Source organism: Nocardioides salsibiostraticola (assembly GCF_054783655.1).
Map to the genome: position 1 here is coordinate 130,372 of NZ_BAAGQD010000026.1, position 22,341 is coordinate 152,712.

Below are 22,341 nucleotides of genomic sequence, written 5' to 3' on the forward strand. Positions count from 1 at the left end.
CGTTCAGGAGGCGGCTCAGGGGCAACCATGAGAAACGTCAAGATATGGCGGCCCTAGAGGGGGTATCGGCATCCACTTAACGCGACTTGAGCTGGTTTAGACCAGTTTCGTCCGAAATTTTGCTTCCGTAACCTCAGGCGGCCGTTCTCGTTGTTCCCCCAGAAGCACGGTGGCCCGCTTTCAGGGGTGATGGCGGGCCGCCGTGCGACACGTGAATCTCGCCAGCCTCGACCCGGTCATGGGGTCCGGGTCGGGGCTGACGAGGACACGCGCGCTTCGCGGGATGGAACACTGGTTCGATGCCAGGACCTCAGGACGCCTCCCAGGTTCCTCCGCCCCTGCTCTGGAGCGATGCGCTGCGGCTCGACAGCCTCGAGGTCATCGCTCAAGGGGTCACCGAGTTCAGTGGCTTCGACATCGCGAGGATCGCCCTGGTCCGTCAGGACGAACTCGAAGTGGTCGCCGTGTCCGGAGACCCGGCGAGTGTGGCCGCCGCCTTGGGCGTCCGCACCACGATCGGCAATCTGCTGACCCTGGTGTCCCAGGCGCAGGACTGGGGCATCCTCAGGTTCGTACCCGAGGGGCCCCTGACCCAGCTCGCCGCTCCTTTCCGGGCCATCCCCGCAGGTCACAACGCTCCGCCGGACGATGACAAGCCCTGGCGACCCCTAGACGTGCTCCTCGCGCCGCTCTACGACCGACACGGTGAACTGCGCGCCATCTTGTCGTTCGACCGTCCTCGAGACGGTCGCCGACCCGGACCGGCCAGACGCAGGATCCTGGAGCGCTGCGCGATCCAGGCCCTGCGGGCGATCCTCAACGAGTTGGAGTACGACGAGCTCGCTCAGCGCACCCGGATGGCCGAGATCGCCCGACGCGTCGTACGCACGGCCACCGCTCAGACATCCCTGTCCGACATCGTGGCCGACTGCCGCACAGCCCTTCAGTCCGGGTACGCCGCGCGCGAGGCCTGGGTGCACGTCTTCGACGAGAATCTCCTCGAGGAACCCTCCACCGTGCTCGTCGGCGCCCGGGACTCCACCGATGAGGTCGCCCGCGTCACCCGCCTTCTCGCGGTCACGGCCTGGGAGAGCCAGCAGGTCATCCGGCTCACCGTGGACCAAGCGCTCGGCACCGAGTTGGATCCGACCGATCAGGAGGTCACCCGCCGGTTCCTCGACGAACGTCGGATCGGTTCGTTGATGGTGGTTCCCCTGGGAGCTGCCGAGCAGTGCCTCGGCGCCCTGATGCTGAGTCGTGGCCGCCACGACCCCGGGTGGAGCGACGTCGAGGCCTCGACCGCACTCGATCTCGGACACGACTTGGGCCGGGCCGTGCTCAACCTGCGCACCCTCAACCAGCAGGACCGCCTGGTTGCACGACTGCAGAGCATCGACGCCTACAAGGATCAGCTGATCTCGACCATCTCTCATGAACTGCGCACGCCCCTGACCTCGATCCTGGGAAACCTGGAGTTCCTCGATGTCGAGGACCTCACCGCCGATGAGGCGACCGCCGCACTCGCCGCGGCCGATCGCGGGGCCAAGCGGTTGGTGACGATCGTGGAGGACCTTCTCCTGCTATCCCGAGTCAGCGATCCCGATCCGGGCAGTCCGTTCGAACCGGTCGACATACGAAGCGTGGCCCTGGCCGTCCGCGACCTGACCGCAGTGACCGCACAGAAGTCCGGACAGTCCGTGGAGGTGATCTTGCCGGAGGGCCCCGTCCGGGCCCTGGGAGAAACACGGCAACTCGACCGCGCCCTGGGCAACCTCGTCACGAACGCGCTGAAGTACAGCCCACCGGACTCCACGGTCACCTTGACGGTAGAACCCGTGGACCGCGAGATCCGCATCTCCTGCTCCGACTCCGGCATCGGAATCTCGCCGGAGGATCAGGAGAATCTGTTCCGCGAGTTCTTCCGTTCCGCCGACCCCGAGGCTCGCAGCCGTGGCGGGTCCGGCCTCGGGCTGGCCATCGTCGATCGGATCGTGACCCGGCACCGCGGTCGCATCGAGGTGGAATCCACGCTCGGCGGTGGAAGCACCTTCACCCTGCACCTGCCCGCCGTCTGAAGCACCCTCACAACCCGGGGCCACAGACCCCGTTTCCTCCCAGATGGTCGCCTCGCACCTATCCGGACGACCATCTCGGAGGGAACGGTGAGTCAGGCAGGAGCCTTCAGCAGGCCCGGGAGTTCCCGCAGGTCGGTCATGGTCAGGTCCGGTTCCGCGAAGTACGACGGCCACGTCGCTCCGGTCCGGTTGACCCAGGCCGTGGCCAAGCCGGCGACCCTGGCCCCGTTCAGATCCCACGGGTGGCAGGCGACCAGTAGTGACTTCGCCGAAGTCCAGCCTCCGTGCTTCAACGCATGGGCATAGGCGCCCCCGGCGGGCTTCCAGATCCCTGCGTCCTCCACAGACAGGAGGGAGTCGAAGTGGCGGGTCAGGTCCGCCGCCTCGAGAACGGTTGCTGCCACCTTCGCCGATCCGTTGCTCAGGGTGACCAGGGCGTGGCCCTGTGCGGCCAAGTCGCGGATGGCCTCGGGGACGTCGTCGTGCACCGGCAGGGAGCTGAACGCGCTCAGGATCGCGGTGACCGCCTCGTCCCGTGACGCATCCGAGGGGATGTCGGCCCGCAGCAACCCGTGCAGCAACTCACCCCCGATCGTGGCGAACGACGCGATCTGCTGGACGCTGGTCAGAGCAAAGCCCTCGCGCAGGACGGACGCGAACCAGGCGTCGACCTGATGGGCGGCGAGACCGTGCTCGACGAAGCGATCCCGCATCGGGGTCAGATCGGTGAGGGTCTCGTTGACGTCGAAGATGACGGCCTCGATCGGTTCCATCAGTGGGCCTTCCGGGCGGGAGTCAGGTCACTTCGGACTGTAGCTGTCCGTGGTCGGCCACCCGAGCAACCCTGCCCTACAGAACGATGACATCGGAAGGAACGACGCGCCTGAGACGATGGGACCATGATCGAACTCCTGGTGGTCGCTCTCGCACTCTTCGTCTTCTCGCTGTTCTCGATGGCGGCCTCGCGTTCGGTCATCACCGCCCCGATCGTCTTCACCGTGGTCGGACTGGCCGTCGGGGGTCAGGGCCTGAGTCTGTTCGACCTCGAGCTCGAGGGTGAGGGGGTGGCGATCCTGGTGGAGGCGACCCTGGTCCTGGTGTTGTTCACCGACGCGGTTCGCATCGACGTGCGGGCCCTGCGTCACGACGCGTGGCTGCCCGCCCGTCTGCTGGGAATCGGCCTTCCCCTGATGCTGATCCTGGGGACCCTCGCCGCCCTGCTGGTCTTCCCGGAGTTCACCTGGCCCGAGGCCGCGCTCCTCGCGGCGGTCCTGGCCCCCACCGACGCCGCCTTGGGCCAGGCCGTGGTCAGCGACCGGCGCCTACCGGTGCGACTGCGGCAGGGACTGAATGTCGAGAGCGGCCTGAACGACGGGATCGTGGTGCCCGTGGTGGCGGTGCTCCTGGCGCTGGCGGCTGCCGAGGGCGGCGGGTTCGACGTCTGGGGGGCATTCGTGGCCAAGCAGATCGGCTTCGGGCTGGCCGCCGGCCTCGTGTGCGGGCTCGGTGCCGGCTGGATCCTGCAGCGCAGTTCGATGGCCGGCCGGGTCGAGGGGGTCTACCGACAGCTCGGGGTGCTCTCCATCGCAGCCGCGGCGTACGCCGGTGCGGAACTGTTGGACGGCAACGGCTTCGTGGCTGCCTTCGTAGCCGGGCTCGCCTTCGGACGCGTCGCCCGTACGGAGTGCCACGAGATCGTGGACTTCACCGAGGACGAGGGCCAACTGCTGACCGCGGCAACCTTCCTCATCTTCGGAGCCCTGTTCGCCGGGTCCGCCCTGGCCGAGGTCACTTGGTCCTCGGTGCTGTACGCCGCCCTGAGTCTGCTGGTGATCCGCACCGTCGCGGTGCTCATCGCTCTATGGCGATCAGGCGCCCTGGTCCACACGCGCTTCTTCATCGGCTGGTTCGGGCCCCGCGGGCTGGCCTCGATCCTCTTCGCCCTGCTGGTCGTCGACGAGATCGAGGGTCCGGCCGCCGACACGATCTTCGTGACGGCCACCCTGGCCATCTTGATCAGCATCGTCGCGCACGGCGTCAGCGCGAACCCCTGGACCGGCCGGCTCGCGGCCAGGCTCTCCACCGCCCACGAGAGCCAGCCCGAGATGCTGGACACCACGGAGATGCCGACGCGCTGGGCCAAGTGACGACCCGGCACTCCGGTGGTCCCTGCGAGGTCAGGCGGTGTGGATCTTGCCTTCGACGGCCGAGGCGATCTCGGGCGTGATCTCGGTGATGCCGTGATCTTCCTTGGCGTGCATCGCCACGTCGTTCATCAGGGCGTCCTTGGAGTCGTTCTCGAAGCGTGAGGCGCAACCCGGCATCACGTCACCACAGGCGAGTTTGAAAGTCATGACTTTCCTCCGTTGGTTGTGGGGTCTTGACCCCGTTGAGTGGAGTGGCGCGGGACTCGGACCCAGAACACCGCTCCGTCATCATCTTGATCTACTCCGATAGTGCCCCCGTGCGCCACGCTGAGCGCTCGGGCGAGATAGAGGCCGACGGTGACGCCGCTGCCGATCAGGTCATGGTCGAAGGGTTCGAAGAGGGCCTGGAGATGATCGACATCGATCGGGTCGCCCTTGCGGGTCACGCTCAACTCCACCCAGGGCCCCCGGACCACGGCTTCGAGGCCACGCGAGGTCGGACTGGGTCGTTGTCCGGCGGCGTTCCACAGGTCCCGCACGATGCAGCGGAACAGGTCGACGTCGACATCGAAGGCGATGTTGGGTCCTGCGCCGAGCACCGGAGGGAGGCCCGGGAGGGTGCAGATCTCACCCGCGGTGACTCGCGTCTTCTCCAGGACCAGCCCACCCAGGGAGGCCGCCACCAGCAACTCGGCGTCGATGATCCGTTCGGAGAGGTCGTCCAGGGCCGCTTGCAGGCGGCCCGCCGTGCCGACGTACGACTCGGGGTCCAGGTCGCCGGACCCCATCAGGTCCGCCCACCCCATGGCCACGGTCAACGGTGCACGGACCTCGAAGGCGAACGCAGCCAGGAACCGGTCGCGCTGCACGGCGGTCTGGTCGTTGGGACGGTTGGTGACGGCCCCGGTGCCGGCGTCGACGAACATCGTGACCCAGCGTTCCACCAGGGTGGGGTCGATCGACATTTGTCGGGCGACCTCGTCGACGTCCCCTCCCGCCAGGACCGCGCGGACGGCCTCGATCCTGGGATCGGGTCTGGAGGCAGGGTCGTGGGGATCACCTGCCATCAGTGGATCCCCCGATCCGATGGTCGTTATCCGATTACCTGATGAACCGGCCACCATAATGCTGCCCCATTTCCGCGCACACAGACTTCGGAATCACCGAATTGTCCCCCCAGTGCGCTAGTCCCCCGATATTTGGGCTAGTCCTGACCGTACGGGCCGGATGGGCCTTTCGGAAGGTTTTGGGGCAGACCGTCCGAATTACCGTAAAGCGGATAATGGGGTGTCACGCGTCGTGGATCGGAGCCTTCGGGAGCTTGCGGACCCGGGTCCTCTTGCGTCGACGAGCCGGGATCATCGACCGCATCTCCTCGAGTTTGCCGAAACACAGCATCCGATCGCCGTCCTCGAGCACATAGCGGCTGTGCGGGTTGGGGATGACGTTCGTGGCGCGCTGCAGGGTCAGTGCTGTGATGTCGCGCTCGCGCAGCCCCGATTCGCCCAGGGTCCGGCCGACGAGGTCCGAACCGGTCTGGACCACGATCTCGGCCACGCCGTACCCGGTCGAGACGGTCAGGCGCTGACGCACATCGATCTCGGGGAAGGCGACCTGGTTGTCGATGTAGTCGATGATCGACCCGGCGATGTCGAGGTTGGTGGCCCGCTCGATGCCCTCCAGTCCGGGGGAGGAATTGACCTCCATCACCAGCGGACCTGAGTCGCCTTCGAGCATGTCGACGCCCGCCACCCGCAGGCCCATGATCTGGGCGGACCGCACGGCGGCCTTCTCGAACTCGGGAGTCAGCTCCACAGCCTCGACGCTGCCACCGCGGTGCACGTTGGAGCGGAACTCGTCTCCCTGGGCCACCCGACGCATGGCGGCCACGACCCGGTCCCCGACGACGAGGGCCCGGATATCGCGGCCCCTGCTCTCCTTGACGAAACGCTGGATGAGGACGTTCTGCTTGGTGCTGTGAAGGGTTTCCACGATGGCCTCGGCCACCTTGATGTCGGGGGCGAGGATGACCCCGATCCCCTGGGTGCCCTCGAGGAGCTTGATCACCACGGGGGCCCCGCCGACCCGTTCGATCGCCGGGATCACGTCGGCCTTGTCGCGCACGAAGGTGGTGCCCGGCATCCCGATCTCGTGACGGGACAGGATCTGGCTCGCGCGCAACTTGTCGCGGGAGTTGGCGATGCCGTTGGAGGTGTTGGGCGTGTAGACGTCCATCTGCTCGAACTGACGCACCACGGCGGTGCCGAAGTAGGTGATCGAGTTGCCGATGCGCGGCAGGATCGCGTCGTAGTGCGAGATCGGCTTACCCCGGAACTGCAGGTCCGGTTCGTCACCGGCGAGGTCGATACCGAAGCGCAGGGTGTTGAGCACCTTGACCTGGTGACCCCGGTCCAGCGCGGCGGTCCGCAGCCGCTGGGTGCTGTAGGAACCCAGGGCGCGCGACAGGATGGCTAGCTTCATGGCCGTGACCTCCAGGTCTCGACGGGGAGTGACGATCGGGTCCAGCGCAGATCAGTGTGAGACATCGCGACCATCCAACACCATGGCTGGGCGGGCGGGACCCCGCACAACTCCCCTCCGCGAACAACGCGCCGCGGAGCCATGCCCCGCCAATTTCGGAAAATCATCGTCCGCGCACGACCCCTTCCCGGGCGTAGCGTGCCGGGGCATGAGCAGTCGGCGGCGACGAATCACCAATGGGATTGGCCAGCAACGTTCGGCTCTGCGGTCGCGGCGACGACGCGCACGACGGATCGCCGCCAGGTCGAGTGCCGTGGTCGTGGCCAGCGCGTTCACCCTCACCGGCATGACGGGGCCCGTCCCTGCAGCGCCGCTGACGCCCGCGGCCCCGGCGGCACCCAAACCCGACTCGCTGGCGCGGCTCGCAGAGTTCCCGGGCGGAGCCAGATACCTGACCGACGTCGGGGCAACCCTGTTCCTCTCCGCAAACGACGGCGCCCACGGGCGCGAACTGTGGAAATCCGACGGCACCACCACCGGAACCACCCTGGTCAAAGACATCAGTCCCGGCACCGCAACCAGTTACCCCAGCAACCTGACCGACGTCGATGGAACCCTGTTCTTCACCGCAAACGACGGCACCCGCGGACTCGAACTGTGGAAATCCGACGGCACCACCACCGGAACCACCCTGGTCAAAGACATCAGTCCCGGCACCGCAACCAGTTACCCCAGCAACCTGACCGACGTCGATGGAACCCTGTTCTTCACCGCAAACGACGGCACCCGCGGACTCGAACTGTGGAAATCCGACGGCACCACCACCGGAACCACCCTGGTCAAAGAGATCGACCCCGGCACCGGTGGTGGCTTCCCCAGCAACCTGACCGAGGTCGGGGGAACGCTGTTCTTCTCGGCCAGCGACTCAGCCAACGCCATGGAGTTGTGGAAGTCCGACGGCACCACCACCGGGACCCGCCTGGTCAAGGACATCAACCCTGGCGGCGCGGACAGCCGGCCGAGCGACCTGACCGACGTCGGCGGCACGCTCTATTTCACGGCCTACGCGGCCGCCAGCGGGTACGAGCTGTGGAAGTCCGACGGAACTACCGCAGGGACCACGATGGTCAAGGAGATCGCCCCCGGCACCGTGAGCCAAGACCCCGGGCCCTACAGCTACGACCCGTACTACCTGACCGACGTCGGTGGCACCTTGCTCTTCACCGCCGACGACGGCACGACCGGGGACGAGCTGTGGAGATCCGACGGCACCGAGGCCGGAACCTTCCTGGTCAAAGACATCATCCCGGGCAGATCAAGCAGCGGCCCGAGGAACCTGACGGAAGTCGGCGGAATCTTGTACTTCGTCGCCTTGAACGACCGCTTGTGGAAGTCCGACGGCACTACCGCAGGGACCACCCCGGTGGAATACAACACATCCGGCGCGGCCCGCAACCCGTCTTGGCTGACCGACGTCGCCGGAACCCTGTACTTCACCAACCCAGCGGGCGACTCAGGGCCATTGTGGAGATCCGACGGCACCAACGAGGGAACCGTGCGCGTCGACAACATCTGCGCCCTTGGCTTCATCTCCCTGTACTCCATGACCGACGTTGGAGGCGTCCTCTACTTCACGACCGTTGACGACGTTGATTACAGAAAGGAGCACTTGTGGAGGGTTACTGACGATCCCCCGCTCGCTGGCCAGTCGGGTGGTCGATTCATCGTGGGCAAGAAGGGCCGGGCCAACACCGAGAAGGGCACCAGAGGGGTCAGGGTCGTCGTACCGTGCCCCGGCACCCTGCGGCTGCAGCCGCTGGGGAACTCCCCGGTGAAGGTGAAGAGAAAGACCCTCGCCCGGGCTGGCGAGACTCGGCTGACGGTGAAGCCCACCAAGGCCGGGCGTCAGAAGTTGAACCGCAAACTTCGCAACGCCAAGAAGCAGGGCCGCACGACGGCGCACATCAAGGTCCGCGTGAAGATCGCGTTCAAGCGCTCCGGCGGCACCCGGGAAGTCCGTAAGCGCACCTTCATCATCAAACGGCGGTGAGCACCCCCGGGAGCGCCGACGGGTTCGTCGAAGCCGGGTTCCGTCACAGCTCTTCGTTCGCCGAGACGCTAGAAGCGGCAGGGTGTTCGCTGTTGATCTCGACCTACCAAGCCGGTCAGTTGATTGCTGTAGGCGTCGATCAGGGTCGGCCGCAGTTCTCGTTTCGTCGGTTCGACCATGCGATGGGCGTCGCGGTCGGGTCGGATCAGATCGCGGTCGGGTCTCAGAACCAGGTCTGGTGCCTGACCGATCACTCCGGGCTCGCGGGGAGCATCGAACCCGCCGGCAGGTATGACCGGTGCTTCCTGCCTCGGCGTACCCACGTCACCGGAAAGATCCACTCCCACGAGATGGCCTGGGGCACCGACCACGACGGGGAGCCAGACCTGTGGTTGGTCAACACCCTGTTCTCCTGCCTGGCCGGGCTCGATGACGACCACAGCTTCGTCCCCCGCTGGCGACCCCCGTTCATCACCGACCTCGCCGGGCAGGACCGCTGCCACCTCAACGGACTCGCGATGCGCGACGGAGCACCGGCCTACGTCACCGTGATGGCCCAGACCAACCAACCGTCCGGATGGCGAGGACTGGACACCGACACCGGCACCATCCTCGACGTCGCCTCCGGAGAGGTCGTCACCACCGGAATCGCCATGCCCCACTCACCGCGCTGGCACGACGGCACCCTGTACGTGTTGAACTCCGGGATGGGCCGGCTGGAGCGGGTCGATCTCGGGAGTGGTCGCCGCGAGGTGGTCGCGCTGCTGCCCGGATACGCCCGCGGACTCGCCCTTCACGGAGGTCTTGCCTTCGTGGGGCTATCCCGGATCCGGGAGACCGCGATCTTCGGGCGGGTCCCGATCGCTGCGTACTACGACCAACTCAAGTGTGGTCTCGGCGTGATCGACCTAGCCACCGGATCCACGGTCGCCACCCTCGAGTTCACCACCGGGATCGAAGAGATCTTCGACGTTCAGGTCGTGCCCAGAACCCGATGCCTCGCCCTCGGCGGCTCTCCGGGTGGCGAGGAGGAGATCTGGCTCGTCCCGTCAGCCTGACGCGGGTCGACCGTGCCGCTGTCCTGTTTGACTGGTCGCGCCTGAGAGGATCGACGAGTGACACCTGAGCCGTCCCACACCATCGCCGGCTGGCGAGAATGGGTGAGCCTGCCCTCGATCGGGGTGCCGTGGGTGAAGGCCAAGCTCGACACCGGTGCCCGCACCTCGGCCATCCACGCCTTCGATCTCGAGGAGTTCGATCGGGACGGGACGCCGTGGGTCCGCTACTCGGTGCACCCCTGGCAGCGCTCGGCCGAGGACTCGGTGGTGGCGGAGAGCCCCATCCTGGACCGACGCGGGGTGCGCAGTTCCTCGGGGCACACCGAGGAACGACTGGTGGTGATGATGGAGCTCAGCCTCGTCGGCCACTCGGTTGACGCCGAGATGACGCTGAGTCGTCGCGACGAGATGGGGTTCCGCATGCTGGTGGGGCGCGAGGCACTGCGCCGCGCGTTCCTCGTCGATCCAGGTCGCTCCTACGTTGGCGGTCGACCACCGCGCAGCAGCCGACGCAAGAACCGAGGTAAGTGACCCGTGGCTCGTGCCTCCTTCGAGATCGGCAACGTCCGGATCCGTTCCGGCACCACCCGATCGGTGGCGTTGCCCATCACCCGTCTGGTCACCGGTGCCGAGGTGGACCTCCCGGTGCGTGTGGTGCACGGCCGCGAGGACGGGCCGACGGTGTGGATCGACGCCGCGATCCACGGTGACGAGGCCGTGGGGGTCGAGGTGGTGCGTCAGGTCATCGCCGACCTCAACCCCAAAACCTTCCGCGGCACCCTGATCGCCATCCCCATCGTGAACGTGCTCGGCTTCATGGCCGGAGACCGCTACCTGCCCGACCGCCGGGATCTGAACCGCTCCTTCCCGGGGTCGGCCCGGGGGTCCCTGGCCAGCCGGATCGCGCACCTGATGATGACCGAGGTGGTGGCCAAGTGCGAGGTGGGCATCGACCTCCACACCGGCTCGGACCGGCGGACCAACCTCCCGCAGATCCGCGCCGACCTCGAGGACCCGCGCACCCGCTGGCTGGCCGAGGCCTTCGCCGCCCCGGTGATGCTGCACGCCCGGATCCGCGACGGATCGCTGCGTCACGCCGCCCGCGAGCGGGGCGCTACCGTCCTGCTCTACGAAGCCGGCGAGGCCTGGCGCCTGGACGACTGGGCCATCGACGCCGGGGTGGCCGGCGTACGCCGTGTGCTGGCTGCCCTCGAGATGACCGACCCGGTCCAGGAGGACCCGCCACCGCCGAGCGTGGACTGTTGGCGCAGCGGCTGGGTCCGGGCGCGGGGCACCGGCATCCTCGACGTCGAGGTCAGCCTGGGGCAGTGGGTGGCCAAGGGTGAGAAGCTGGGCGGGCTCTTCGACTCCTTCGGCAAGCGGGTCCGTCTGGTGCATTCCGACCGGGACGGAATCATCATCGGTCGCACCCAGGCGCCGCTGGTCAACAGCGGTGATGCGGTCATCCACATCGCCGACCACGCCCGCGAGCCGGAGACCTCCGTGGAGGTCGTCGAGGAGAACGGCGCCCCGCCGGTGCTCGACGAGTCGCTGTAGCGGCTCGGGGTCAGGCCGGGGCCACGGCTGGTGTCACGGCGACGTAGACCGTGCTCGCCGATTCCCCGCCCGTGATGGGGTTGGGGAAGGTCACCACGTGGCTGGCCGAGGTGGCGAAGACAGCGGCCAGGGCCGCTTCGAACCCGCGGTCGGGCGGATCGTCGGACCACAGCCCGAACACCCCGCCGGGCGCCAGCATCGTCGCGAGGGTGGTCAGACCAGCGGCCGTGTAGAACGGCCCGTGGCTGGGGTGCAACAGATTCGCCGGCGAGTGGTCGACGTCGAGCAGGATCGCGTCGTACGGCGCATCGGGGAGTTCCGCGGCAGCGGACAGGGCGAAGAAGTCGCCCTGCACCAGACGCACCCGGGGGTCGGCGGCGAGCCCGACGGTCTCGGGCAACAGGTCACGCTCGTGCCAGTCGATCACCGCTGCCACCGCGTCGATGACGGTGAGCTCGGTGACCCGAGGGTCCTCCAGCGCGGCCACCGCGGTGTAGCCCAGGCCCAGGCCCCCGACCAGGACCCGCAGGTTCTCACCCTGGGCCTGGGCCAACCCGAGGTGCGACAACTCGCGCTCGACCACCGTGAACAGGCTGGACATCAGGAACTCGTCGTCGATCTTGACCTCGTAGACGTCCCGCCCCACGGTCCGGTCGTGACGGCGCCGCAGGCTGATCACCCCGATCGGGGTGTCCTGGTAGTCGAGCTCCTCGATGCGCATGCTGCGACGGTACGCCGTCGGGGCCCCGCCGCTGGTTGAGGTGCAAGGGCCGGCTAGGAACCCGGCGCTGGTTGAGGTGCGAAGGCCGGCTAGGAACCCGACGCTGGTTGAGGAGCGAAGGCCGCCAAGGCCTGAGCCTCGAAACCACGCAACCGTGCCACCCAGGTCCGTCGATGGCACTTGGTTTCGAGGCTCGTCGCTAGCGCTCCTCACACCTCAACCCCCGTGCGGAACCGGGCTCGTCGCTAGCGCTCCTCACACTCCAACCAGCGGCGGATCAGAGCTGGTTGACGGCCTCGATCAGGGCGTTCTCGACCACCTCGGTCAGCGCGGGGTGGATCCAGTAGGGACCCTCAGCGACCTCGCGGGCGGTCTGGTCGAACTGCATCGCCTGGATCAGGGGTTGGATCAGGGTGGCCGCCTGGGTTCCGATGATGTGGGCGCCCAGGATCAGGCCCGACTTCCGGTCCACCAAGACCTTGGCGAACGACGTCTCGTCGACCAGCGCCCAGCCGTACGCCGTGCCGGCGTAGTCCCGCTTGCCGACCACGAAGTCGTGCCCCTCCTGGTGGGCCTGTTCCTCGGTGATTCCGACGGAGGCGATCTGAGGGTTGCTGAAGACCGCGGCGGGGACAGCCTTGTGGTCCACGGCGCGTTGGTCGTGGGGGTGGGCGATGTTCCAGAAGGCGGTGGTGGCCTCCCGGTTGGCGACGTGCTTGAGCTGGAACTGGTTCACCAGGTCACCGATGGCCCACACACCCTCGGCTGCGGTCTGGAGGTACTCGTCGACCACCACGGTCCCGTGGTGGTGGCAGGTCAGGCCCCCGGTCTCCACGTCGAGCAGGTCGCTGTTGGGTTCGCGACCGGCGGCGACCAACAACTCGTCGACCACTATCTCCTCACCAGCGTTGTGGATGACGATCTCGTTCCCTCGGCGTTCGACCTTCGTGGGGACAGAACCCAGGCGCAGGTCGACGCGCTGCCCGAACACCTCGGTGAAGCGACGGGCGATCTCGTCGTCCTGGCCACGCAGCAGTTGCGGCGACCGGTTGATCAAGGTGACCTGCGACCCCAGACCGGAGAACACGTGCCCCATCTCGGAGGCGATGTAGCCGCCGCCGATGATGCCGATCCGGGCGGGCAGGCTCTCGAGCCGCATCACGGAGTCGGAGGTGTGGAACCCGGTCTCGGTCAGGCCGGGAATCGGCGGGACCGAGGGGCGGGAACCCGCGGCGAGGAGCACCTGGTCGGCGCTGATCGTGCGGCCCTCGACGTCGAAGGTGCGGTCGCCGGTGAAGCGCGCCGTGCCCTGGATCAGAGTGACGTTCTCCGTGCCGGTGGCGCGGTACGCCTCACCGCCGGCGGAGATGGCGTCGATGCGGCCGAAGACCCGGTCCCGGATGGCGGCCCAGTCGGCGCTCTCGAAGGAGGTCTCGATGCCCAGCTTGGCGCTGTTCTGCGCCTGCACCGCCACGTCGGCGGGGAGCACGAACATCTTCGAGGGGATGCACCCGACGTTCAGGCAGGTGCCCCCGAAGGTTCCGCGCTCGACGATCGCGATCGACTTGTGGGAGAGGTACTCGGGGATGGAGTTCCCCGATCCGCTGCCGATGATGATCAGGTCGAAGTGTTCGGTGTTGGTGTCAGTCACACCCTGACAACCACCAGGCTGCCGGTTTCCTTCCCGGGTGGGCGCAGACAGGAGGTCGGATGCGGCGTAGGTTCCGTCGCTATGACCCCTGCAACGACTTCTGCAACGACCCCATCGCTCGTGTCCCAGGCCCGGCAGCACTCCCTGGGCGACCTCCCGCGGCGTACGGCGCTGAGGCTTCCCGACAAGCTCGCCATCATCGACGGTGACACCCGGCTGACCTTCGCCGACTTCGACCGCTTGGTCGATCACGCCGCCGCGGCCATTGCCGAGGCCGGGCTAGTCAAGGGTGACCGGTTGGCGCTGCTGAGCCACAACTGTTGGCAGTTCGGGGTGTTGGACTTCGCCGCTGCCCGGGTGGGAGTGGTGCTGGTGCCGATCAACTACATGCTCGGGGCCAGCGAGGTCGCGTTCATCCTCCAGCACAGCGGCGCGGTGGCCTTCGTGGTCGAGGACGGTCTCCTGGAGGTCGGCCGGGCCGCGCTCGAGTCCGCCCCGGAGGTCACCACCCGCGCGCTGATCCGACTGCAGGGGACCGCCGTACCGGACGGATGGGTCGACGCCCAGGACTGGTTCGACCGGGAGGCGACCCCGCCCCCGGTGAGCGTGGCCGACGACGACCCGATCCGGATGATGTTCACCTCCGGCACCGAGTCCCGGCCCAAGGGGGCCTTGTTGTCGAGTCGGGCCCTGATGTGGCAGTACGTCTCCTGTGTGGTGGACGCCTCGATGCACGTCGACGACGTGGAACTGCACTCGATGCCGTTGTTCCACACCGCCCAACTCGACGTCTTCTTCGGGGTCGACATCTACCTCGGCTGCACCAGCGTCCTCCTCCCGGGCCCCGACCCCGCGGCGGTGTTGGCGGCGATCGAGGAGCACCGGATCACCAAGTTCTTCGCCCCACCCACCGTGTGGATCGGGCTGCTGCGCGCCCCCGAGTTCGAGAACGCCGACCTGTCCTCGCTGCGGAAGGGCTACTACGGTGCCTCCGCGATGCCGGTCGAGATTCTCAAGGAGATGGCCGAGCGGCTTCCCGACGTAGATCTGTGGAACCTCTACGGCCAGACCGAGATGTCTCCGCTCGCCACGATGCTGGGACCTGAGGAGCAACTCACAGCCCCCGGATCCGCGGGTCGGGCCGTCCTCAACGTCGAGACGCGGATCGTCGACGACGAGGACGTGACCCTTCCCGCTGGTGAGGTCGGGGAGATCGTGCACCGATCCCCGCACGCGACCCTGGGCTACTACAACGACGAGGCCAAGACGGCCGAGGCCTTCCGCAACGGGTGGTTCCACTCCGGGGACCTGGGGTACGTCGACGACGAAGGCCGGATCTACGTCGTGGACCGCAAGAAGGACATGATCAAGACCGGTGGGGAGAACGTCGCCAGCCGGGAGGTGGAGGAGGCGATCTACACCCTGCACGGGGTGGCCGAGGTCGCCGTGTTCGCGGTGTTCCACCCCAAGTGGGTGGAGGCGGTGGTGGCGGTCGTCGTACCCAAGCCTGGGGTTGAGCTGACCTCCGAGGCCGTCATCGAGCACAGCCGATCGGTGCTGGCCGGCTTCAAGACCCCGAAGTACGTCGTGATCTCTGATGCCCTGCCCAAGAACCCGAGCGGGAAGATCCTCAAGCGGCAACTGCGGGACGAGCACGCCACCCTCGGGGACGCCCGGTAGGCCGTACCCCTCCGATCTCAGTCCCTCCCGAATGGTCGCCCGCGGACCCGTTTCGCGACCATCTGGGAGGGAATCAGGTTCTCCGGATCACACCAGGGTCAGACCCGAACCACGGACCCGACATTCGGGTCGACGGAACCGGTGCGCACCTCGGCGTACAGCTCGCCAAGAGCGTCGATCCCGGCAGACTCGACGATGCTCAACCAACCCGCGCTGGCACTGGCGGCCTCACTGATGAAGGCCTCCGAGCGTCGTACGAACTCGCCGGCCCCCCACTGCTCGATGCGGTCGGCGATCACGGTGGGCGCGAAGAAGAACTCGGTCCGTTCCCCGATCACGTCCGGGTGGGCGCCGAAGTCCTCCCAGTGGGTGATGCCGACGCTGACCGTACGCCGCATCGCCTCGGCCAGGTGGGTGTGGAGACGTCCCAGCAGCGGACCGTTGCCAGCCATGTCGACGATGACGGTGGGCCGCTTCTCGATCTCGGTCTCGACGTCGTCGTAGACCACGACCCGGTCGTAGAGCCCCAGACCCTCCACCCACTCCCGGTTCGTCGCAGAGGTCAGACCCACCAGGGCGGGCGGGTTCGCCGCGGTCCGGATCGCGTAGGCGACCCCGAGGGCTGTCTTGGAGGACGCCGAGGCCACCAGCACCTGGTCAGCGCCGAAGAAGCCCTTGTCCTCGAGCATGTCGCCGATGGCCCAGGAGGTCAGATAGAGGGGGAACAACAGCATCCGCAGATCCTCGGTCAGCCGGTCCGCGTCGGCCGCAGCACGTTGATAGCTGTTGTACGCCGCGGGCAGCGCCGCCCGGTGCGGCGTCGTGTCGACGACCGTCCTGCCCGGGTCACCCTGGGGCCGGATCATCAGGTGGGTGGCGGTCGGGAAGTAGCCGAAGAGTCGGTCCCCGACCTCGAGCCCCGAGCCCTGCTCGGCGATCACCTCCGCGAACCCCCAGACCGGGACCACGCCCCACTGGTCCGGCTCCTCGGTGGCGGGGAAGAACTGCCAGTAGCCGAGCTGGTCCCCCAGCACCGCGTAGGTCATGTTGTTCGCCGTGAACCCGAAGTGCTGCACGCTCAACAGCGCTTCGCCCGACCCCGGTTCGGGGTCGGGGGTGTCGACGACCCGGGTGCGGCTGATGTCCTCGCGGTGGATCTGGAACTGCTTCATCAGGTCGTCTCCTCTAGGTGGGTCCGCAACTTCACCGTCATCCGACGGGTTCCGAGCCGGGGTCCGAGCCGGGATCCGAGGGGGCGTCCTGCGCCCGCGGAGCCGAGATCCCGTCGTACATCACGCTCTGGATGGCCTTCGTCATCGCCTGTTGAGCCTCGAGGTCACACTGGCGGACCCCGTGCACCACGCCGCCGAGGATCATCCCGTTCAGGGCCCGGGCCGTGTTCTGTACGTCGAGGCCAGCTCGTAGGTAGCCGTGCTCGATGCCGTGGGTGAGGTAGGCGGCGGTCAGGTCGGCTGCGGAGTCCAGGAAGTCCAACACCCGTTCGCGCAGGGCCGCGTCGACGCCGGGTGCCTCGAACAACAGGAGACGTGGCACCCGAGGGTCGCCTCCGAAGAGTTTCGCGAGTGCTCCCCCGATGCGCACGGACTGGGAGCGGTACCCCTCCAGGGTGGTGACGGCCTCCGGGGCGTTGTCCTCGGCGAGGGTCTCGAGAAGCTCGTCGACCAGGCCATCGATCACGTGCTCGATGATGTCCCGCTTGTTCTTGAAGTAGCGGTAGAACGTTCCGTGGCCGATGCCGAGTCGCTGAGCGATGTCAGCGATGGAGGTGGCGTGATAGCCCTGCTCGGCGAAGGCGTCGAAGGCCGCGTCGACGATCTCTTGGCGCAACGCCGACTTACGGAGCTGCGACCGGGACGGTGGTTTTGCTGCTGCGTTCACCTCGTGGAGTCTAGAGTTCGCGCCTGAGAAGTGACATAGGATTCCGAAACTGACATAAGATTCCGACCCCCGCGCGCACCCCCCAGGAGCCTCCCGTCGACCCCATGGACACCCTTCACGACGCCCTGATCATCGGAGCCGGATTCGGCGGGATCGGGGCCGCGATCCAGATGCGCCGTCTGGGGTACGACGACCTGGTCATCCTCGAGCGCGAGTCCGACCTCGGCGGCACCTGGCATGTGAACCACTACCCGGGTCTGGCCGTGGACATCCCGTCCTCGACCTACTCCTACTCCTTCGAGCCCAATCCGCACTGGACCCGGCTCTTCGCTCCGGGGGCCGAGCTGAAGGCCTATGCCGCCCGGGTGGCCGACTCCTACGACCTGCGCCGCCACATGCGCTTCAACACCACCGTGGAGGCGGCCGTCTGGGACGAGTCGGGCTCCGTGTGGCGGGTCACCACCACCGCCGGAGAGGTGCTCTCGGCGCGTTTCCTGCTCACGGCGACCGGCTTCCTCTCGCAGCCCAAGCTGCCCGACATCCCCGGCATCGAGTCCTTCGCCGGCACCGTCGTGCACACCACCCGTTGGGACGACGACATCGATCTGACGGGCAAACGGGTTGGCATCATCGGGACCGGGGCGACCGCCGTACAGCTGATCCCAGAGCTTGCGAAGGTCGCCGGCGATCTGACCGTCTACCAGCGCACCCCGATCTGGGTGGCCCCCAAACCGGACCTGCCGGTGCCGAAGGCGGCCCGGTCGGCCTTCGAGAAGGTGCCGTTGCTGCAGCGCGCGGTGCGCGTCGGGGGTACGGCGCTCCTTGAGACGATGATGGTCTCCGGGGTGTTGCACTACGACCAGCTGCCGGTGGTCAACGCAGGCGCGGAACGGATGTGCCGTCGGCACCTGCGGCGGCAGGTGAAGGACCTGACGCTGCGGGAGCAGCTGACCCCGGACTACACCTTCGGATGCAAGCGGCCGACCTTCAGCAACACCTACTACCCGACCTTCACCCAGCCTCACGTCCACCTCGAGACGACCTCGATCGTCCACGTCGACGCGGGCGGCATCGTCACCGCCGATGGGGAGCGGACCGATCTCGACGTCTTGGTTCTCGCGACCGGCTTCGACCTGTGGGAGGCGAACTTCCCGGCCATCAGTATCACCGGTCGTGACGGCGTCGATCTGGGCCGATTCTGGCGGGAGGGCCGCTTCCAGGCCTTCGAGGGGATCGCCGTACCCGGCTTCCCGAACTTCGTCTCGTTGAACAGCCCCTACTCCTACTCGGGACTGTCCTACTTCACCACCATCGAGTCACAGATGCGGCACATGGACCGGCTCTTCGGCGAGTTGGATCGCCGTGGCGCCGACACCTTCGAGGTGACCGAGCAGGCCAACGCCGAGTTCCTGGATCGGATGAGCGACCGGGTCGGGCACTCGATCTTCACCCTGGGCTCGTGCGCCACGGCGAACAGTTACTACTTCAACCAACACGGGGAGGCGACGCTGTTACGCCCGACGTCGACGTGGAACGCCTATCGGGCCGCCAGCACCTTTCCCCTGGAGTCCTACGCCTTCGGTCAGGCGGCTCCGCGAGCCGGGTAGTCGTTCTTCTGGGCGAACTTCAGCCCGGCGATCACGTCGTCGAGGGCCGGTCGACCGAACGGCATCGAGGCGACGCTGCTCCAGAACAGGGAGCCGTCGGAGTCCAGCACGAACATGCCGGGCTCGTTGAAGAGGTCGGGCTCGCCGTCGTTGATGGCGGTCGAGATGTAGAGCCCCCACTCCCGTGCGGACGCCTCGGTGAGGCTGTGCGCGACGGAGAGGTTCTCCAACTTCCAGGAATCGACGAGCTCAGTGCTGCGCTCGGGGGTCTCCATGCTGACCGCGACCACGCGGCCGATCCCCGCCTCGGCGAGGTCGTCGAGCTTGCGGTCGAGCTCGCCGAGCTGCTTGCGGCAGACCGGGCAGTGCAGGCCACGGAAGAAGACCACGAGGGTGAAGCGGCCGTCGACTCCGGCTCCGAGCTTGAGGTCGTCGGTGGTCCCCCCCGCGGTGAGCGGCAGCGCGAGCTGGGGCGTCTGGGCGTTAGGTGTCAAAGTCATGGGAGGCATAACCGCACGGGTTCCTCAGATGTTCCAGCGGCGTCGTACGTCCTCGAAAAGGACGTACGACGCCGCGGGTCACGTCGGGCGGTCAGCCCAGCGGGTCACTCCCGTAGGACGGTGTGGTGCCGGCGCTGGGGCTGGTCGGGGTGGTGCTGCTGGCTTGGCGCGACTGCATCCGCTCGAGCTGACGGGCGGCTGCGTCGCGTCCTCCCAGACCGAAGGCGATGGCCGCCGCGAGAGCACCACCGATCACGATCGAGCCGAAGGCCAGGGTGATGATCATGTCGGCCAGCCCCATGAACTGCAGGCCGATAGCGACGAAGAGCGCGATGGTGGCGTACCGGATGATCACCGCGGTCTGACCGGAGGCCAGGCGGCTGAGGATGGTCGCGATCAGGACACCAGCGGCGATGACCGCGCCACCGAAGACGACGCGGCCACCGATCTCCAGGACGGTCTCGAGGATGCGGGTGATCTCGGGGAAACCCAGGACCCGCGTCGCCGCGACGGCGAAGAACAACATGATGGCCACCTGCACGCCGCGACTGATCAACGCCGACGCGCTGGTGCTCCCGGAGGTCACGCCGAGTTCGTTCATCGAGCGGTCGGTGCCGAGGCCGCGCAGGGCGTTCTCGAGCACTGGGGCCACGAAGCGAGCGATCAAGTAGCCCAGGCCCAGCAGGATGGCGGCCGCGATGATCAGCGGCAGGGTGTTCAGGATCAGCGACAGCATCTCGGTAGCCGGTTCGGAGATCGCGCGGATGCCGAGCACCTGCAGTGCGGAGATCGAGATGACGATGAGGATCAGGGCGAACACGACCTGGCCGGCGATCTTGGAGAGCTTCATCGGCGCCGGGTTGTCGCCCCCGGTGTCGGTGGTGGCGCTGGCGTCGGCCTGGGAGAGCCAGTGGTCCGCCCCGGCGGACTGCAGGGCGATCTCGACGATCTCCCGGACGATCTTGGCCAGCACGTAGCCCACGAAGAAGACCAGGGCCGCACCGATGATCCCCGGGAGGACCGCTAGCCCCTGGTTGAGCATGTTCTGCAACGGAGCGACGACCTCGGTCAGCTGGAACACGTTGAGGATGGCGATCAGACCGTGGAGCCAGATCACCAGCGAGGCGATGGTCCCGAGCGAGGCGGCGAGGTTCTCCCCGTCCTCACCCCTGCTCTGGAGGAAGGACACCTTCCCGAGGCCCTTGGTCAGGACCGTCTTGACGACACGAGCGAGGATCCAGGTCACCAGGAGGATCACCACGGCACCGACCACTTGCGTCGCGATGCCCTCCAGGTCGAAGTTGTCGATGTTCATAGCCGAGCCTTCCGTTGTGTGCGGGACCTTCACAGATCACCACGAGGCGCCCGACGAAACCACCACCCGTGAGGATGAATACGGTTAAATCTCTCGACAGTCTGTCCACATTTACGGACGGTGCCGCCCGACGAGGGGCGTCCTGTGTCGGGCCCCATTAGGCTCCCGGGCATGGACATGACCCACGCGCAGTCGATCCAGATCGACGCGACCCCGACCGAGCTCTACGACCTCGTGACGAACATCGGACGCACCGGGGAGTGGAGCCCTATCTGCGTCTCGTGCTCCTGGGAGGACGGCGCCGGCCCCCAGATGGGGGCGTGGTTCACCGGTCGCAACGTGACCCCGGAGCGGGAGTGGGAGACGAGGTCCCAGGTCGTGGTGGCCGAGCCGGGCGTCGAGTTCGCCTGGCAGGTCGGCGGCAATCTGGTGCGCTGGGGATACCGGATGAGCCCCGCAGAGGGGGGCACCGAACTCACCGAGGAGTGGGAGTTCCTCCCCGGTGGACTGGCTATGTTCCGCGAGAAGTTCGGGGACCGCGCCCAGGAGGAGATCGAGATCCGAACCCGGGCGGCCTACGAAGGCATCCCGCAGACCCTCGCGGCGATCAAGAAGATCGCGGAGCAGTAGCGCCCGACCGTATTTCAACAGGCATAGTTGCTCCGGCGCGCGGAACCACCCGCGTAGAACCGGGGTGGTCCAGGTCCGCGGGGCTGACTATGCCTCTTGAAATGCGTCCAGACCCTCGCCGCGGAGCTCGTCCACGGCGGATCGACGGCCCGAGGCCACCAGGAGCATCGCAAGCACCGGCCCTTCCACCAGGGGGCCGGCACCCAGCGCGAGGTCTGCGTCGGTGGCCTGCAGGCGGACTCGGCCCAGCAACTCCTTGGCACCGCCGAACGACGCGGGTGTCCGGGCTTGCAGTCTGAGCGCCCTGATCACGGCATCGATCGGGTAATCACGGTGGATACCGAGTGGTCGCCGGATGTCTTCTCCGTGCACGATCTCTTCCACCACGCGCGTGTCGAGCGAGGCCGGCGGAGTGCTGGTGCGACCCGCCACTTGGCGAAGCCGGGTCAGCGTCGCCGAGGGGTCCTCGCCTCGCTCACGATCAACACCGCGCTGGTTGAGCCGGTCGAAGTCGAAGCGAGATGCGGCCAAGGCGACGAGGAACCCGATCCTCGTCGTCCGGGCGGAGTCGACCAGGTGAGCGGCGACGTCGTGCACGGTCCAGCCCTCACACAGTGAAGGCGTGTCCCACTGTTCTGGTGCGAGGCCCTCGAGGTCACTGATCAGTGCGGCTCGCTCCGCGTGGACCACCGACCAGATCTCACTCGAGCTCATGACGCGTAGCTCAGGTGCAGGACGCCGTTGTCGAACTTCTCCGCGTGCGTCAGGGTGAAGGTCGCCGGCAGTGCGCATAGGGGGGAGGGAAAGTCGAAGGTGAACGTCGGTACGCCGATGTCGCCGTCCAGGGTGATGAACTCCCTGACCTTGATGGTGCCCATGTGGGTTGCCTTCCTAAGTGCTGACCGTTGACGAGAAGGTAGACCAACGCGACGGGTCGCAATGATCGGTGGTCGGACAACCGATTGGCTCC

General features: G+C 67.3%; 21 protein-coding genes. 9 read left to right on the top strand and 12 right to left on the bottom strand.

What is annotated here, in order from left to right; all coding sequences use genetic code 11:
• Window positions 1-299 precede the first annotated feature (299 nt).
• The gene (locus ACYVLV_RS15175) at window positions 300-2,075 is read left to right on the top strand and encodes a sensor histidine kinase (protein WP_460811225.1); all 1,776 of its coding nucleotides are present in this window, start codon (window positions 300-302) and stop codon (window positions 2,073-2,075) included.
• A gap of 92 nt (window positions 2,076-2,167) precedes the next feature.
• On the opposite strand, the gene ACYVLV_RS15180 is transcribed toward ACYVLV_RS15175, so the two are convergent.
• Entirely contained in the window at window positions 2,168-2,848 is a 681-nt protein-coding gene (locus tag ACYVLV_RS15180) for a haloacid dehalogenase type II (protein ID WP_460811227.1), read from the bottom strand.
• Between the two features lie 126 nt (window positions 2,849-2,974).
• On the opposite strand from ACYVLV_RS15180, the gene ACYVLV_RS15185 reads away from it, so the two are divergent.
• Window positions 2,975-4,222 carry a cation:proton antiporter gene (locus ACYVLV_RS15185; protein ID WP_460811229.1) on the top strand — a complete coding sequence of 416 codons (1,248 nt, stop codon included), beginning with the start codon at window positions 2,975-2,977 and terminating at the stop codon, window positions 4,220-4,222.
• 30 nt (window positions 4,223-4,252) lie between these two features.
• Here ACYVLV_RS15185 and ACYVLV_RS15190 read toward each other — a convergent pair whose 3' ends face one another.
• The 3 genes from ACYVLV_RS15190 to ACYVLV_RS15200 all read right to left on the bottom strand — a co-directional run bounded on the left by ACYVLV_RS15190 (window position 4,253) and on the right by ACYVLV_RS15200 (window position 6,703).
• A complete protein-coding gene (locus ACYVLV_RS15190) occupies window positions 4,253-4,429 on the bottom strand; it encodes a DUF1059 domain-containing protein (protein WP_460811231.1) in 177 nt (58 codons plus the stop codon).
• Window positions 4,426-5,289, bottom strand: coding sequence for an ATP-binding protein (locus ACYVLV_RS15195; protein ID WP_460811234.1), 864 nt, complete (start codon window positions 5,287-5,289; stop codon window positions 4,426-4,428). Before ACYVLV_RS15195 ends, ACYVLV_RS15190 begins: the two co-directional genes overlap by 4 nt.
• Before the next feature lie 223 nt (window positions 5,290-5,512).
• Window positions 5,513-6,703, bottom strand: coding sequence for a RimK family alpha-L-glutamate ligase (locus tag ACYVLV_RS15200; RefSeq protein WP_460811236.1), 1,191 nt, complete (start codon window positions 6,701-6,703; stop codon window positions 5,513-5,515).
• A gap of 346 nt (window positions 6,704-7,049) precedes the next feature.
• On the opposite strand from ACYVLV_RS15200, the gene ACYVLV_RS15205 reads away from it, so the two are divergent.
• Genes ACYVLV_RS15205 through ACYVLV_RS15220 form a run of 4 tightly spaced genes read left to right on the top strand, consistent with a single transcriptional unit; the run spans window position 7,050 to window position 11,368 of the window.
• Window positions 7,050-8,753, top strand: coding sequence for an ELWxxDGT repeat protein (locus tag ACYVLV_RS15205; protein WP_460811237.1), 1,704 nt, complete (start codon window positions 7,050-7,052; stop codon window positions 8,751-8,753).
• Window positions 8,750-9,811 (top strand): TIGR03032 family protein, encoded by a 1,062-nt coding sequence (locus tag ACYVLV_RS15210; RefSeq protein WP_460811239.1) that lies wholly within the window; start codon window positions 8,750-8,752, stop codon window positions 9,809-9,811. Before ACYVLV_RS15205 ends, ACYVLV_RS15210 begins: the two co-directional genes overlap by 4 nt.
• 57 nt (window positions 9,812-9,868) lie before the next feature.
• A complete protein-coding gene (locus ACYVLV_RS15215) occupies window positions 9,869-10,342 on the top strand; it encodes an ATP-dependent zinc protease family protein (protein ID WP_460811241.1) in 474 nt (157 codons plus the stop codon).
• 3 nt (window positions 10,343-10,345) lie between these two features.
• Window positions 10,346-11,368: a succinylglutamate desuccinylase/aspartoacylase family protein gene (locus tag ACYVLV_RS15220; RefSeq protein WP_460811242.1), complete on the top strand. Its 1,023-nt coding sequence runs from the start codon at window positions 10,346-10,348 to the stop codon at window positions 11,366-11,368.
• Window positions 11,369-11,378: 10 nt separating this feature from the next.
• On the opposite strand, the gene ACYVLV_RS15225 is transcribed toward ACYVLV_RS15220, so the two are convergent.
• Both ACYVLV_RS15225 and ACYVLV_RS15230 read right to left on the bottom strand, forming a co-directional pair.
• Window positions 11,379-12,089 (bottom strand): spermine/spermidine synthase domain-containing protein, encoded by a 711-nt coding sequence (locus ACYVLV_RS15225; RefSeq protein ID WP_460811245.1) that lies wholly within the window; start codon window positions 12,087-12,089, stop codon window positions 11,379-11,381.
• Window positions 12,090-12,366: 277 nt separating this feature from the next.
• Window positions 12,367-13,740 carry a mycothione reductase gene (locus tag ACYVLV_RS15230; RefSeq protein ID WP_460811247.1) on the bottom strand — a complete coding sequence of 458 codons (1,374 nt, stop codon included), beginning with the start codon at window positions 13,738-13,740 and terminating at the stop codon, window positions 12,367-12,369.
• Between the two features lie 81 nt (window positions 13,741-13,821).
• On the opposite strand from ACYVLV_RS15230, the gene ACYVLV_RS15235 reads away from it, so the two are divergent.
• On the top strand, window positions 13,822-15,420 hold the full coding sequence (locus ACYVLV_RS15235) for a fatty acyl-CoA synthetase (protein WP_460811251.1): 1,599 nt from the start codon (window positions 13,822-13,824) through the stop codon (window positions 15,418-15,420).
• A gap of 98 nt (window positions 15,421-15,518) precedes the next feature.
• Here ACYVLV_RS15235 and ACYVLV_RS15240 read toward each other — a convergent pair whose 3' ends face one another.
• Complete coding sequence (locus tag ACYVLV_RS15240; RefSeq protein WP_460811252.1) at window positions 15,519-16,592, bottom strand: DUF2855 family protein; 1,074 nt, start codon at window positions 16,590-16,592, stop codon at window positions 15,519-15,521.
• A 37-nt stretch (window positions 16,593-16,629) separates the two neighbouring features.
• Window positions 16,630-17,319, bottom strand: a complete 690-nt coding sequence (locus tag ACYVLV_RS15245; RefSeq protein WP_460811255.1) for a TetR/AcrR family transcriptional regulator — start codon at window positions 17,317-17,319, stop codon at window positions 16,630-16,632.
• Window positions 17,320-17,423: 104 nt separating this feature from the next.
• Between ACYVLV_RS15245 and ACYVLV_RS15250 the strand changes: the two genes are divergently transcribed.
• The gene (locus ACYVLV_RS15250) at window positions 17,424-18,926 is read left to right on the top strand and encodes a flavin-containing monooxygenase (RefSeq protein WP_460811256.1); all 1,503 of its coding nucleotides are present in this window, start codon (window positions 17,424-17,426) and stop codon (window positions 18,924-18,926) included.
• On the opposite strand, the gene ACYVLV_RS15255 is transcribed toward ACYVLV_RS15250, so the two are convergent.
• Entirely contained in the window at window positions 18,902-19,426 is a 525-nt protein-coding gene (locus ACYVLV_RS15255; RefSeq protein ID WP_460811259.1) for a peroxiredoxin-like family protein, read from the bottom strand. The two genes, ACYVLV_RS15250 and ACYVLV_RS15255, sit on opposite strands and share 25 nt — an antisense overlap.
• Window positions 19,427-19,517: 91 nt before the next feature.
• Window positions 19,518-20,741: a mechanosensitive ion channel gene (locus ACYVLV_RS15260; protein ID WP_460811260.1), complete on the bottom strand. Its 1,224-nt coding sequence runs from the start codon at window positions 20,739-20,741 to the stop codon at window positions 19,518-19,520.
• A gap of 171 nt (window positions 20,742-20,912) precedes the next feature.
• Between ACYVLV_RS15260 and ACYVLV_RS15265 the strand changes: the two genes are divergently transcribed.
• Entirely contained in the window at window positions 20,913-21,371 is a 459-nt protein-coding gene (locus ACYVLV_RS15265; protein ID WP_460811261.1) for an SRPBCC family protein, read from the top strand.
• Window positions 21,372-21,458: 87 nt separating this feature from the next.
• On the opposite strand, the gene ACYVLV_RS15270 is transcribed toward ACYVLV_RS15265, so the two are convergent.
• Window positions 21,459-22,085, bottom strand: coding sequence for a maleylpyruvate isomerase family mycothiol-dependent enzyme (locus ACYVLV_RS15270; RefSeq protein ID WP_460811263.1), 627 nt, complete (start codon window positions 22,083-22,085; stop codon window positions 21,459-21,461).
• On the bottom strand, window positions 22,082-22,249 hold the full coding sequence (locus ACYVLV_RS15275) for a hypothetical protein (RefSeq protein WP_460811265.1): 168 nt from the start codon (window positions 22,247-22,249) through the stop codon (window positions 22,082-22,084). The genes ACYVLV_RS15270 and ACYVLV_RS15275 overlap by 4 nt, the downstream gene beginning before the upstream one ends.
• Window positions 22,250-22,341: the final 92 nt, after the last annotated feature.